13 protein-coding genes and 1 tRNA gene are annotated in these 13,711 nt (G+C 47.5%); 11 read left to right on the top strand and 3 right to left on the bottom strand.

Annotated elements, in window-relative coordinates; genetic code table 11:
* From tuf to rpoC, 11 genes are all read left to right on the top strand, one after another.
* A partial coding sequence (tuf, locus tag OEV79_06965) for an elongation factor Tu (GenBank protein MDH4211174.1) occupies window positions 1-127 on the top strand: 127 nt, incomplete at its 5' end.
* 2 nt (window positions 128-129) lie between these two features.
* A complete protein-coding gene (rpmG, locus tag OEV79_06960) occupies window positions 130-276 on the top strand; it encodes a 50S ribosomal protein L33 (protein MDH4211173.1) in 147 nt (48 codons plus the stop codon).
* Window positions 275-350: transfer RNA gene (locus OEV79_06955), tRNA-Trp, on the top strand. Before rpmG ends, OEV79_06955 begins: the two co-directional genes overlap by 2 nt.
* Before the next feature lie 14 nt (window positions 351-364).
* Window positions 365-550, top strand: a complete 186-nt coding sequence (gene secE, locus OEV79_06950) for a preprotein translocase subunit SecE (protein MDH4211172.1) — start codon at window positions 365-367, stop codon at window positions 548-550.
* A gap of 11 nt (window positions 551-561) precedes the next feature.
* On the top strand, window positions 562-1,086 hold the full coding sequence (nusG, locus tag OEV79_06945) for a transcription termination/antitermination protein NusG (protein ID MDH4211171.1): 525 nt from the start codon (window positions 562-564) through the stop codon (window positions 1,084-1,086).
* A gap of 8 nt (window positions 1,087-1,094) precedes the next feature.
* Window positions 1,095-1,520, top strand: coding sequence for a 50S ribosomal protein L11 (gene rplK / locus OEV79_06940; GenBank protein ID MDH4211170.1), 426 nt, complete (start codon window positions 1,095-1,097; stop codon window positions 1,518-1,520).
* Entirely contained in the window at window positions 1,517-2,230 is a 714-nt protein-coding gene (gene rplA / locus OEV79_06935; GenBank protein MDH4211169.1) for a 50S ribosomal protein L1, read from the top strand. The genes rplK and rplA overlap by 4 nt, the downstream gene beginning before the upstream one ends.
* Window positions 2,230-2,739, top strand: a complete 510-nt coding sequence (gene rplJ, locus OEV79_06930) for a 50S ribosomal protein L10 (protein ID MDH4211168.1) — start codon at window positions 2,230-2,232, stop codon at window positions 2,737-2,739. Before rplA ends, rplJ begins: the two co-directional genes overlap by 1 nt.
* On the top strand, window positions 2,736-3,128 hold the full coding sequence (rplL, locus tag OEV79_06925; GenBank protein MDH4211167.1) for a 50S ribosomal protein L7/L12: 393 nt from the start codon (window positions 2,736-2,738) through the stop codon (window positions 3,126-3,128). Before rplJ ends, rplL begins: the two co-directional genes overlap by 4 nt.
* 71 nt (window positions 3,129-3,199) lie before the next feature.
* Complete coding sequence (gene rpoB, locus OEV79_06920; protein MDH4211166.1) at window positions 3,200-6,865, top strand: DNA-directed RNA polymerase subunit beta; 3,666 nt, start codon at window positions 3,200-3,202, stop codon at window positions 6,863-6,865.
* Window positions 6,855-10,880: a DNA-directed RNA polymerase subunit beta' gene (rpoC, locus tag OEV79_06915; GenBank protein MDH4211165.1), complete on the top strand. Its 4,026-nt coding sequence runs from the start codon at window positions 6,855-6,857 to the stop codon at window positions 10,878-10,880. The genes rpoB and rpoC overlap by 11 nt, the downstream gene beginning before the upstream one ends.
* A 44-nt stretch (window positions 10,881-10,924) precedes the next feature.
* On the opposite strand, the gene OEV79_06910 is transcribed toward rpoC, so the two are convergent.
* The 3 genes from OEV79_06910 to OEV79_06900 form a co-directional block, all read right to left on the bottom strand.
* Window positions 10,925-11,407 (bottom strand): hypothetical protein, encoded by a 483-nt coding sequence (locus OEV79_06910; GenBank protein ID MDH4211164.1) that lies wholly within the window; start codon window positions 11,405-11,407, stop codon window positions 10,925-10,927.
* 89 nt (window positions 11,408-11,496) lie between these two features.
* The gene (locus tag OEV79_06905) at window positions 11,497-12,396 is read right to left on the bottom strand and encodes a hypothetical protein (GenBank protein MDH4211163.1); all 900 of its coding nucleotides are present in this window, start codon (window positions 12,394-12,396) and stop codon (window positions 11,497-11,499) included.
* Complete coding sequence (locus tag OEV79_06900) at window positions 12,381-13,667, bottom strand: NHL repeat-containing protein (GenBank protein MDH4211162.1); 1,287 nt, start codon at window positions 13,665-13,667, stop codon at window positions 12,381-12,383. Before OEV79_06900 ends, OEV79_06905 begins: the two co-directional genes overlap by 16 nt.
* Between the last annotated feature and the right edge of the window lie 44 nt (window positions 13,668-13,711).

Here is a 13,711-nt window from a genome sequence, read left to right as displayed (position 1 = left end):
TGGGGACAATGCGAATTTTGAGATCGAGTTGATCAGTCCGGTAGCGATCGAGCAAGGCCTGCGCTTCGCGATCCGCGAAGGCGGCCGCACCGTCGGCGCTGGCGTCGTTACTAAAATAATCGAATAAACATGAGAGTCATCATCAATCTTGCTTGCAAGGACTGTAGGAATCGGAACTATTCTACGACCAAGAACAAGAAGAAGCAGCAGCGCCTTGAAATCAGAAAATATTGTCCGTTCTGTCGAAAGCATACAACCCATAAGGAAACTAAATAGGCCTGTAGCTCCAACGGCAGAGCACCCGGCTCCAAACCGGGGGGTTGGGGGTTCAAATCCCTCCAGGCCTGCCAAAAGGTTATCTTAAATGTTGAATAAAATAAGAGATTACTTAAAGAATGTCTATTACGAGATGCGTAAGGTAACGTGGCCTACACGCAGCGAAATTACCAATTCTACTATTGTTGTTGTCGTCATCTCACTGATCGTTGCGGTCATCATATTTGCTCTTGATACGGTTTTCACAACTGTATTAGGTCTCATACTGCGATAGGATCATATCTTATGCAATGGTACGTCGTACATACTCTAACCGGACACGAGCACAAGGTCAAGAAGATACTGGAGAAGATAATCAAGGACAATAACATGGAAGAAGCCTTCGGCAAAATCGTCATCCCTGTCGAGAATCAAGTGCGCATCAAAAAAGGCAAGAAAGTGGTCGAAGAAAAACGCCTCTATCCAGGCTATATAGTGATCGAAATGGAAGGCAATGATGAAACATTACGCCTCGTCAATTCGATTTCGGGGGTTACTCACTTCCTCGGTTCAAAAACGAAACCAATACCTCTTGGCGATGATGAAATCAAAGAACTGCTCAAACAGTTGGAGGAATCAAAAGAAAAAGTCGTAACGAAGATCCCCTTCGCCAAAGGTGAACGCGTGGCCGTAACTGATGGTCCTTTCACGGATTTCATCGGTACCATTGAAGATATATTCCCCGAACGGGAAAAGGTCAAGGTATTGGTCGTAATATTCGGTCGGACGACTCCGATCGAACTGGGCTTTCACCAGTTGAAGAGTTTGTAAGGAGAAAGATGGCAAAAAAAGTTATCGCTACAGTTAAACTGCAGATACCAGCGGGCGGTGCTACACCAGCTCCCCCGGTTGGCCCTGCGCTCGGTCAACACGGCGTCAATATCATGGATTTCTGCAAAGCATTCAATGCGGAAACGAAAAATCTCTCCGGGCTGATCGTGCCTGCAGTAGTTACCATATACAATGACCGAACATTTTCCTATTTGCTCAAGAGCCCGCCTGCTGCCGTGTTGCTCAAACAAGCCGCTGGTATTGCCAAGGGCTCACCGGTTCCTAACCGCGAGAAAGTCGGCAAGGTTACCCGTGCGCAGATAAAGGAAATTGCCCAGCGCAAAATGAAAGACTTAAACAGCGAGACGATTGAGCAATGCATGAAAATAATTGAAGGTACTGCGAGAGGCATGGGCATAGTGGTGGAGGATTGATGAAACGTTCAAAAAGATACACAGCGAACAGGCAAAAAGTCGAAGCGAAAAAATATGCACTCGAGGAAGCTATCCGAAAAGCTAAGGAAACGGCGAATTCGAAATATGATGAATCAATCGATCTGTCGATCAAACTGGCGATTGACCCTAAAAAAACAGACCAGTTCGTGCGCGGATTCTCCAATCTGCCCCACGGAACCGGAAAGACCAAACGAATTCTTGTGCTTGCCAAGGGTGAAAAAGAGCAGGAAGCAAAGGAAGCAGGAGCCGATTATTCCGGGTTCGATGAGTATATTGAGAAACTAAAAGGCGGTTGGAGCGATGTTGACATAATAATCGCAACACCGGATGTTATGTCCGACATAAGCAAGTTGGGGAGAATACTCGGACCGAAGGGTCTGATGCCTTCTCCGAAGGCCGGCACAGTAACTTTTGAGATTGCTGCACAGGTCAAAGCCCTTAAAAAGGGAAAAGTTGAATTCAAAACAGATAAAACCGGTTGTGTGCATATTCCTGTTGGTCGGGCGAGCTTCGATGATCAGAAATTGCACGAAAACGTTCTGGTCCTGATGGAAGACTTGCTTGCGGCAAAGCCGCAGACGATAAAGGGTAATCTAATAAAATCGGTGACCATCTCCTCAACCATGGGGCCCGGAATTACTATAGACGAGAAAGAGCTTCTCGATCGTGCCAGAAAAGGAGGTATCTGATGCCTGCACCGAAGAAAATTGAATATGTTGAAAAACTAAGAGAACGTCTCAAACCCGGGAAAGCTTTTTACTTCACCGATTTCACTGGCATTGCTGTTAAAAATCTGGAGGTATTGCGGCGTGAACTGAGAAAAAACAATGCGGGATACGTTGTGCTCAGAAATACCCTCGGTTTTCTGGCAATGAAAGAAATGGGTTTTGACGAAAACAGAATCAGTGAACTCTTTGTTGGTCCAACCGGCATTGCCATTGCATTTGATGACCCGGTAGTCCTGGCTAAAATACTAAGCAACACTGAAAACCTGAAGTTGAAGGGTGGCATTGTCGAAGGGAAGTTCTTTGAAACGACCGAGATAAACCAGCTGGCAAAAATACCATCCAAGGATATTCTATATAGCCAGCTTCTTGGATCAATTAATGTTATCGGAAATTTCGTAGGGACTTTGGAGTCCATAATTAGAGATTTGATGTATACCCTTGAAGCGCTAAAAGATAAGGAGGTAAAATGACGGCGAAAGCAAAAAAGGGTGTTGATGCCTTGGTCGAGGAAATTGGCAATTTATCAGTACTCGAACTATCAGAGCTCGTTAAAGCGTTGCAGGATAAATTCGGTGTGACAGCTGCTGCTCCTATACAGATGGCGGCACAGCCGGCGGCGGAGTCAGATAAACCTGCAGCCGAAGAGAAATCAGAGTTCTCGGTGAACATGACATCCTGTGGAGAGAAGAAGATCCAGGTTCTGAAAGTTCTACGTGAACTCACCGGCCTTGGGCTAAAAGAGGCAAAGGATATGATCGATAACCTTCCCAAGGTCGTAAAAGAAGGTGCGACAAAAGAAGAGGCGCAAAATATGAAAAGTAAACTCGAGGAGGTTGGTGCGGCTATCGAGTTGAAATAAATTGACCTTTCGCGATACTGTGCAAGTACCTATTTTTTGCCACCATTATAGGGGAAAAGTATAAAACTATGATGAACATTGTTGATTTTTCTAAACGCAAGTCGAGCTTCACAATGCCTCATTTGCTGGAAGTTCAACATGAATCTTATGAACAATTCATGACAAAAACGATTAAGGATATTTTCGCCGTTGAATTTCCGGTGTCAGACATTCACAACCGTTATCAACTGCAGTATATTTCGCATCGTTCCGGTGCGGAAAAATATTCAGCAAACGAGGCAATTGACAAAGGGGCGACTTACGGCCTGCCACTGAAAGTAAGCTTCAGATTGGTCAGCAAAGAAGATGATGGCGAACTTCGCGGTATGCCTGAACAGGAAATCTATCTTTGCGACCTTCCACTGATGACCGAACGTGGCACATTTGTGATCAACGGTGTTGAGAGGGTCGTGGTGAATCAGATCCACCGCTCACCTGGGGTATATTTCAGTGAGGGTAACAACGCCTTTTCAGCCATGGTCATACCATATCGCGGTCAATGGGTTGAATTTCTCGTTGACCATGCAAGCACGCTATATGCAATCCTTGACCGGCGCAAGAAGCTCGTGGGAACCATGTTCCTGCGCAGTCTCGGTTTTGAAACTAACGAAGAAATCATCAAGCAATTCTTCCCGGTGAAAACGGTCGATCTAAAGAACGCTGAAAACTATTTCACCGCGGAAGAAATAACTGAAGGAGATGATACGATCCTGCCGGCTGGTGAGCTACTCGACGGACCTAACATAGAATTCCTTGCTCACAAAGAAATAAAGAAAGTCGCCATAATTGATTCGCACCATCCCGGGGTTACCATACTCACCAACACACTGAAGAAAGATCGCACCCATTCCAAAGAAGAAGCCGCAAAGAAGATATACACGTTACTGCGCTCAATGGCACCCCCTACTCTCGACATAGCCATGTCTTACATCAACAACATTCTCTTTGACCTTGGTCATTTTGACCTCGGTGATGTCGGTCGATTCAAGCTGAACATGCGGCTTGGTATTACGGAACGCACAAAGAAACAGGATTTTGCTATCGAAGACCTTCTTGAAATCTTCCGACGTCTGTTTCAACTCGCAGCTGGCGAGCTGGAACCCGACGATATTGACCATCTTGGCAATCGGCGAGTTCGTCGTGTCGGCGAATTACTCGGTGAACAATTCAGGCTAGCGATAAAACAGCTGAAGCAGAACATAAAAGAGCGGGCTTCGCTGATGGATGAGTCGGGGCTGACGCCGCAGGATTTAATAAACCCGCGCCTGGTCTCGAATATCATCAATAAATTCTTCACGACATCTCAGCTCTCTCAATTCATGGAGCAGACTAATCCATTGTCAGAAATGACCCATAAAAGACGCATCTCATCTCTCGGTCTTGGCGGATTGACGAGACAGACGGCCGGATTTGAAGTACGTGACGTACACTACTCACACTATTCCCGGATCTGTCCGATCGAGACACCGGAGGGACCCAATATCGGTTTGATATCGAGTTTGGCGAGTTTCGCCAAAATCGACAAATATGGATTCATTCTTGCTCCCTACTGGGTAGTAAAGAACTGCCGCGTGACCGAAGAAGTCATGTACCTCAGAGCTGATGAGGAAGACAAGTATACCATTGCCCAGGCGAATACACCGGTCGATGACAAGGGTAAGATAATAACCGATCAAGTACTATGCCGCCGCCGGGATGATTTTCCGCTGGTCGCTCCCAGCGAAGTGCATCTCATGGACGTTTCACCAGAGCAGGTATTTAGTCCAACGACATCACTCATTCCATTTCTGGAACACGATGATGCAGACCGGGCTCTGATGGGCTCCAATATGCAGCGCCAAGCAGTACCACTGATCGACCCGGATATACCCTATGTGGGTACCGGTATGGAAGACCGCATCGCCAAGAACTCCGGAATATTATTGCTCGCGGAGGAAGATGGAAGGGTCGATTATGCTGATGCCTCAAAGATCGTCATCGAGACGAACCGCAAGACGAAGAAGAGGTATCAACTTTCGAAATTCGTAAGGTCCAATCAAAACACATGCATACATCAAAGGCCCCTTGTTGCAGTCGGTCAAAAGGTGAAGAAGAACGACGTGCTGGCCGACGGCTATGCAACGAAAGACGGGGTCCTCGCGCTCGGGAAGAATATCCTGGTCGCTTTCATGCCCTTTCTAGGCTACAATTTTGAAGACGCCGTAGTTGTAAGTGAAAACATGGTGCGTGACGACACGTTTTCTTCGATTCACATCATCGAATGCACCTGCGAAGTTAGAGAAACGAAACTTGGCCCTGAAGAGGTAACCAGAGACATCCCTGGATTATCAGACTTTCTGCTTAAGGACTTGGATGAATTCGGCATTGTCCGGGTGGGAGCCGAAATAGGTCCTGATGATATCATCGTTGGCAAAATAACTCCCAAGGGCGAGACCGAACTTACTCCCGAAGAAAGATTAATGCGGGCAGTCTTTGCGGAAAAAGCCACGAATGTAAGGGACACTTCACTAAGGATTGAACCGGGTGTCGAAGGTGTCGTTATCGACCGGAAGATCCTCACGCGTAAGACTACGGACCCTCTTGCCAAAAATGTGGAAGAAGAACGCAGAAGAAAGATCCAGCAGGAATTCGATTCAATGCAACAAGAAATCCTGATTACTCGGAACAGTTTTTTAAAGACCCGGCTGGCCGGCAAGACCGCAGCTTCATCAATACGCAACGAAAAGGGAAAAATCATTGTCACCAAAGGCAGGACGTTCGACGACAGTTTCTTTGAAAACCTAACAGTGACTAAGTTTGAAGCCGACGATAAATTCGTAACAAACAACAAGCTGAACGAAGAGGTTACGATTATTGCCAAGGACAGTGAAGAAAGACTAATTCAAATAGTTGCGGATAAGAAAAATGAAGAAGACAAGTTGCTGAAGGGCGACGAACTACCGCACGGCGTATTAAAGATCATCAAGGTTTTCATCGCTCAGAAACGAAGAATAGCCGTTGGCGATAAGATGGCGGGGCGGCACGGGAACAAGGGTGTTGTGGCAAAAATAATGCCCGAGGAAGACATGCCATTCCTGCCTGATGGCACACCAGTGGATATCATACTCAACCCGCTCGGTGTACCATCGCGTATGAATGTTGGACAGATCCTCGAAACGCACCTCGGCTGGGCAGCGGATACACTAAAATTCTACGCAATTACACCGATCTTTAATGGTGCGACGATCGAAGAATTGAAGGAGAAACTGAAAGAAGCAGCACTACCTGAAGACGGACAAATCCAGTTGCGCGATGGTAGAAATGGAATGCCAGTGGGGTCAACAGTGACGGTCGGACACATGTACATGATGAAACTGATACACATGGTGGATGAAAAGATACATGCTCGGTCCACAGGTCCATACTCTCTGATAACACAGCAGCCACTCGGCGGAAAAGCACAATTCGGAGGTCAGCGGCTGGGTGAAATGGAAGTGTGGGCACTCGAAGCTTATGGCGCAGCTTACACGCTGCAGGAGATGCTGACGGTCAAGTCTGATGACGTTGCGGGAAGAGCAGCAATGTATGAAGCACTCATCAGGGGTAAGAATCCTCCACGACCAAGAGCCCCGGCTTCGTTCAACGTGCTCCTTAAGGAACTACAAGGGCTATGTTTCAATATTACTCTTGAGAAAAAGGAGGAACCCGATGAAAAGTAAAATCTACGATACTTTTGATCTCCTCGATTACGATACAATAAGACTGTCCTTGGCTTCTCCGGAAACGATAGTATCCTGGTCACGCGGTGAAGTTACGCGCGCCGACACGATAAATTACCGCACGCAGAGACCGGAAAAGGACGGTTTGTTCTGTGAAAGAATATTCGGCCCGGTAAAGGACTTCGAATGTTCATGTGGGAAGTACAAGAAAGCCAAGTATCGAGGTACGGTGTGCGAGAGATGCGGGGTCGAGGTAGTTCCTTCTTCAGTGCGGAGGGACAGGATGGGACACGTTGACCTTGCGGTCCCTGTTGCTCACCTGTTCTACTACAAAATCTCACCCAGCAAGATCGGCCTCATCCTCGACCTATCCATCAATCAGCTGGAAGCGATCCTTAACTACGAAGCATACGTGGTCCTGGAATCTGGTGACTCTCCCTATAGAAAAGGGGAAGTATTAGTTGAGGAAGAATTCCAGGAAGCGGTTAAGAAATTTGAAGGATTCAAAGCTGATATGGGTGGACAGCCTATATATGACCTGCTAAGGGAGATCGATCTGGAAAACCTCTCATCGGACCTGCGTATCAGGTTAGAGAAGGAAACACTACAGGCAAGACGCATACAGCTACTGAAAAAATTGAAGCTTGTTGAAGCATTCCGGCTATCTGGCAATCGTCCCGAATGGATGGTCTTAACAAGAATCCCGGTAATACCGCCCGACCTGCGGCCGCTTGTGGCGCTGGAAGGAGGACGCTACGCAACATCTGACCTTAATGACTTGTACAAACGTGTAATAACACGCAATAACCGGGTAAAATCGATCACTTCGGGAATAAAGACACCGGAAGTCATTATCCGCAATGAGAAGAGAATGCTGCAAGATTCGATCGATGCGCTCCTCGACAATTCACGACGCAGCCGTCCGATAAAGGGGCGTGGCAACAGACCGCTGAAATCACTGGCCGACGCGCTGAAAGGAAAGCAGGGAAGATTCCGCAGGAACCTGCTGGGCAAGAGAGTGGATTACTCCGGCAGATCAGTTATCGTAGTTGACCCGACACTGAAACTCTATCAATGCGGTATTCCGAAAGAGATGGCGCTCGAACTTTTCAAACCGATGATCGTACGCAAGTTAGAGGAACGGGGTGTTGTTGATTCAGAAAGAAGTGCACGCAGGTTGGTACGGGCACGCTCTACCGAGGTCTATGAAATACTGGATGAAATCATCAAGAATCATCCCGTACTTCTCAACCGTGCCCCTACTCTTCACCGCGTGTCGATCCAAGCATTTCTGCCGGTGTTACGTGAAGGCAGAGCAATCGCCATACATCCCCTTGTCTGTCATCCCTACAACGCGGATTTCGACGGCGATACGATGAGCGTGCATGTACCGCTATCTCCGGAGGCCATACTGGAATCATACATGCTGATGCTTTCGATACATAATGTTCGATCGCCGGGCAACGGACGCGCACTGATGGCGCCGACTCAAGACATGGTGATCGGACTCCACTATCTCACGAAACTCAGAAAGGATACACCCGAACCAATACGGTCATTCTCGTCAGTCGACGAAATCTACACGGCCATATATCATGGCAACATAACGTTTCATCAGACGATAAGATACGTTTTCAACAACAAGATCATTGACACGACACCCGGCAGAGTGATCTTCAATGAGCAGTTACCGGTCGAAATGCGTTTCAAAAACGTTGAGGTGAACAAGAAGACGCTCTCTGGCATAGTGGATGAGTGTCTTGACAGATTCGGCACCGAGAAAACCATCACGGTTCTCGATAATCTGAAGAAATTTGGTTTCGAAATCGCCACCAGTTCGGGACTTACAATCGGGATCGATGACATGCTGAGCCTTAAAACGAAAGACAGGATCTGGGCTAAAGGCGCCAAGGAAGTACAGGAAATAAACAGAGCTCATCAGGGTGGATTGATATCTGAGACTGAACGCTACAATAAAGTAATTGATACATGGACCAGGGTTTCCATGGACATCGAAGAAGGGCTCATCGAAGAACTCGAAAAAGACCGCGATGGATTCAATCCGCTTTACATGATGGTCAATTCGGGTGCGCGTGGTTCCCGGAACCAGGCCTGCCAGATCTGCGGATTGCGTGGTCTCATGTCCAAGCCCCAGCGTAAAGTAACTTCGGTTCAGATCATTGAAACACCCATAAAATCATCATGTAAGGATGGACTCACAGTTTTGGAGTACTTCATTTCAACTCACGGCGCGCGAAAAGGATTAGCCGATACTGCGCTGAAAACTGCTGATGCAGGGTATCTGACGCGGCGCCTCGTTGATGTAGCCCAGAACGTAACGACGACAGTGGAGGACTGCGGAACCATCATGGGGCAGGAGATCAGTGCGCTCAAAGAAGGAGAAAAAATTGTTGAGCCACTGAGCGAACGTATCGTGGGCAGGGTTGCCCTCGTCGACGTTATCGACCCGCTGTCAAATGAGACAATCGTCAATGCAGGTGAAGAGATCTCGAACGAAGACTCTATGAAGATCGAAAAGAGTGGCATCGAGAAGGTAAAGGTCCGTTCCATCCTAACCTGCGAGGCACCGGTAGGGCTTTGCGCAAAGTGCTATGGGAGGAATCTCGCCACCGGTCGAATGGTCGAGATCGGAGAGGCCGTTGGAGTCCTTGCCGCACAGTGCATTGGTGAACCGGGAACGCAGCTGACACTCCGTACCTTCCACACCGGTGGAGTCGCTCTGCGTATCGCCGAGAGTGCTTCGCGTAATGCCGAATTCTCGGGTAAGGTCAGTTTTGAGAACCTGTCTGCTGCCGAGCGCGAAGATGGATTGCTGGTCAGTCTGAATGATAAGGGTCGCATGGTCATTAAAGGCAGTACGCGAAAGATCAGCTACAACATACCAATAGGCGCAATCATCTATCCGAAAGCTAAGAGTACCATAAACGTAGGTGATATTCTGTTCGAATGGGATCCATATTCGATACCAATCGTGAATCCATTAGGTGGTATCGTCAAGTACCAAGACATCATTCCCGGTGTGACTATGCAGGAAAACTGGGTGGATGAAAGGTCCGGCGGCAAGCAATTCGTTATTGTGGAGGACAGGCTCCGCAACCATCACCCGAAGATCAACATCGTCGAGAAGAAAACCAAAGTACTCAAAACCTTCTCTATCCCGGCTGGCACATATCTACTGGTGAAAGATGGAGACAAAATAACGCCGGGTACCCTAATCGCAAGAATACCCAAGGAAATCGGCAAGAGCAAAGACATTACCGGTGGTCTACCCCGTGTCGAGGAGCTATTCGAAGCGAAGATCGTCAAGAATCCGGCGGTGGTTACGGAAATCGATGGTGTCTGCGATGTCGATGAAGAGAAGGGATTCTGGAAAATCACCGTAACGCCGGAAGTCGGTGACGTCAGATCCTACAAGATACCGACAACAAGATATTTGAAAGTACACTCCGGTGAATTTGTACGTGCAGGTGACCCCCTCTGTGAGGGTGCAATTGATCCACACGATATATTGCGGATCAAGGGACCCATGGAAACGCAGCGTTTTCTTGTCAATGAAATACTCGAAGTCTACCGGATACAGGATGTGAAAATAGATGATAAACATATCGAAGTTATCGTGCGTCAAATGTTGCAGAAAGTGAAGATCGAAGAACCGGGTAATACACCTTTTGTGGGCGGTGAGATTGTGGACAAACGCCGCGTAATCGAGGTAAATCAGCAAGCACTGGTCGAAGGAAAGAAACCAGCCACCTACCGTCCAATACTGCTGGGCATAACAAGAGCAGCCCTCTCCACCGAATCGTTCTTTTCAGCCTCCAGTTTCCAGGAAACGACCAAAGTGCTGGCCGATGCCGCGGTAGAAGGCAAGGTGGATCGTCTCGAAGGACTAAAAGAGAACGTCATCGTGGGAAGGATCATCCCCGCCGGTACGGGTCTCAGGCGTTATCAGGAAATAACCCTGGAGGAAGAAAAGACTGAAGCCCAGGCTATTTAGAATACAGTGGTAAACAAAAAAGGCCCCTCACGGGGCCTTTTTTCTTACAGAAGACTCATTATGAACCCGGTTATGATCGGTACTGAAAAATTGTCATCCAACGGCAATGGAAGCGATTCGAAAACCGAAGCGGCAATGGCTCCGACGATCAGATGCCAAAGAGGCAATGATCCCGTGAGAATATACAGTAAATAAGCACTGATCATAGATGCAACGAGAAAAGCCAAAGTACCCAGTACTGTCTTGTTCTGGAATATTCTGGGGCTTTTTATGTTCTGGCCAAAAATCGCCGCGAATGTATCACCAACGATTATGTAAGAACACGCAGCTACAACGATCGGCTTGCCATAAAGCAATGAGGTTATGAAACATCCAAGCAGCAGATATGAAGCACCACTCAGTCGTCTGATTTCATGCCGGCGCAAGAATGAACCAAAGAACAATATGAAAGCTTCCTTGATACCATTAATATGAAGACGTAGAAAATCTACGATGCCGACAGCAAAACATACCATGGCAAGAAGCATTCGTCCACGCGGTTCTGGAGATAACTGATAGGTTATGGGGATAAAGATTGCCCACAGATTGAGCAGTTTTCTAAATACTTCCGCTTTTATTAGAATCTTATCCCCGCAGACAATTTGTTTGAATTATTCAGATCAGGATGCGCCATGAAAGCATAATCAAGGCTGAATTTCTTATATTGAAGACCTATGCCCAGAGTATAATTACCCCGATAAATACCCATTCTCCCGAAAAGTAGATCACGGTAACCGTATTCGAGACCCAGGTTGACATCAAAACCTACCACATCGATCGTCTTCACAATATCTGCTTCAAGCGTTACGGTCGAGTTAATTGCTCTAAGGAGCAAGACCGGGGCAACGCCCAACGCTATTTTCGGTAATATCGTCTCCTTCGTCCCACTGCTCCAGATAAGAGGAGACAATACAAAGTCACGCACTGCCAGACCAACCCTCAGATACTCGACTTTATAAGCCACGCCAAGATCTAAACCGCCACCGTAACCGGTTATCGCATTCAGATCGCGGTAGAACACTTTTATGTTTGCGCCCACAGAGAACCGGTCATTGCCCTTGGATCCGTTTATGTAAAAAAGAAAATCCGCCGTGCCCACGGTATCGTAAGGGATGGGCACATTACCACTTCCAGGGTCCAAAGTAGTATCGGGCAATGTTGTAAGTTTTATGCCACTCGTGTGCACGTACTGGACGCCAAAACCCAAACTCATGTTACCGCGGGGCAGAACAATCGCTCCGAAATCATTCTTTACGACACCGGCAAAATTTTCGGCGTGCATCAAGTGCGCGCTACGTGAGATGAAAAAAGTACCAGCTGGATTGAAATATAACACCGTCGGATCGCCGAATTGCGCAATGCCGGTACCGCCCATAGCGCTCGCACGCGCACCGACCTGCAATTCCTGAAACTCTCCTGCATACTTTGTCCCCAACAGCAAGATGGGGATCATTACTAAAGTTATGATACGACACATTTAACACCTGCCTGCATTGTCTTATTTATCCTTCTACCATGTCCCTGCAGACCTTGCAGTCTGATCTGGAACAAATATTCACCGGGTGGTACTAATCTATTGTCATTATCCAGTCCATCCCAAACTACCAGATATTCACCCGGCAGTCGCCTTATCCCCTCAATGAAATCACGTATCTTCTCACCTCGCTGGTTAACGACCGTTATGAAAACACGCGCCTCATCTGTGAGGTATATTGCCAGCGTCGTACCGGGCCTGATAGCCGAGAACTCTCCCGGGAAGCAACCGACCACAAAACCGTCGACAGCCAACCATAAATACTGACCACCTTGTTTTTCGGAAACGAAAACCTGCCCATACCTACGCCATATCGTAATACCCCGGGGTGAGATAAATTCGCCTTTCCCGGCGCCGGTTCTGCCAACCGAGATTATATATTTGAGATCATGGTCAAATTTGTGGATTTGGTCATTGACCTCATCCGTTACGTATATACTACCGTACGAATCCAGCGCAACATAGTGCATGTAGACGTCTGCAAGACCCAATTCGAAATCGTGAACAGAGCCAAGAAACCTTCCCTGGCGGGTGAACTTGGAGACCCTTGTACCATAATTATCGGTCACAACGATGTAATCATCATTGTGCAAGTTATCAGGAGCACGGGCATCGATAACCGCGATACCCATTGGCTGATAGATCTCTCCATAAGCCCGTCCGGGTATGCCAAATGATAACAATAGGGAATCGGCGGGGGAAAAAATGTATATCTTCGAACTGTCAAAATCCGTCACATACAGGTTATTTTCAGAGTCAAGGCATACTCCGAAAGGACGCCCGGGCGTAGAAATCTCCCCTATCTGCTCGAGATTGCCTCCTCGGTACTGGAGTTTCACGATCCTCCGGTTGCCATAGTCAGCCAACACGACAAGACCGTCCTCGTTCGCGGTGATGCCCTTGGGTTCTGAAAACATTCGATCATCACCATACACTTTAACAGAGGACAGACCTGTATTGTACAATACATGCCCCACCCCGGCATTGACCGCGAAGATAGTCAACTCATCATCATCCCTGCGCGTTTTGGGATTATCGAGTTCTTTCAGCTTAACGGCAACCACGCCCTGGGGATCATCATAATCATAAGTCGGGCCCAGAAAGAGCTGCAGATAATATCTCGATGCTCGATGAAAACCCAGGGTGTGTTTGAATGGAGGTACCGTGAGTGTTTGCGGATCGTAATTTATTAGCAAAAAAAAGAGACACAACATTCAATCTATTATAAGTATTTTCAGTGAATTGTCAAGTTACCGAG

Source organism: candidate division WOR-3 bacterium (assembly GCA_029858255.1).
Classification (GTDB): domain Bacteria; phylum Hydrothermota; class Tepidihabitantia; order SM23-42; family SM23-42; genus SM23-42.
The sequence above is the reverse complement of the archived record's forward strand: the minus strand, read 5'-3'. Positions and strand labels throughout refer to the sequence as shown.

Excerpts from the sequence above, each read along its gene's own strand:
- rpmG (MDH4211173.1), top strand. The coding sequence starts at position 130 with ATGAGAGTCATCATCAATCTTGCTTGCAAGGACTGTAGGAATCGGAAC.
- secE (MDH4211172.1), top strand. The coding sequence starts at position 365 with ATGTTGAATAAAATAAGAGATTACTTAAAGAATGTCTATTACGAGATG.
- nusG (MDH4211171.1), top strand. The coding sequence starts at position 562 with ATGCAATGGTACGTCGTACATACTCTAACCGGACACGAGCACAAGGTC.
- rplK (MDH4211170.1), top strand. The coding sequence starts at position 1,095 with ATGGCAAAAAAAGTTATCGCTACAGTTAAACTGCAGATACCAGCGGGC.
- rplJ (MDH4211168.1), top strand. The coding sequence starts at position 2,230 with ATGCCTGCACCGAAGAAAATTGAATATGTTGAAAAACTAAGAGAACGT.
- rplL (MDH4211167.1), top strand. The coding sequence starts at position 2,736 with ATGACGGCGAAAGCAAAAAAGGGTGTTGATGCCTTGGTCGAGGAAATT.
- rpoB (MDH4211166.1), top strand. The coding sequence starts at position 3,200 with ATGAACATTGTTGATTTTTCTAAACGCAAGTCGAGCTTCACAATGCCT.
- rpoC (MDH4211165.1), top strand. The coding sequence starts at position 6,855 with ATGAAAAGTAAAATCTACGATACTTTTGATCTCCTCGATTACGATACA.
- OEV79_06910 (MDH4211164.1), bottom strand. The coding sequence starts at position 11,407 with ATGCTTCTTGCCATGGTATGTTTTGCTGTCGGCATCGTAGATTTTCTA.
- OEV79_06905 (MDH4211163.1), bottom strand. The coding sequence starts at position 12,396 with ATGTGTCGTATCATAACTTTAGTAATGATCCCCATCTTGCTGTTGGGG.
- OEV79_06900 (MDH4211162.1), bottom strand. The coding sequence starts at position 13,667 with ATGTTGTGTCTCTTTTTTTTGCTAATAAATTACGATCCGCAAACACTC.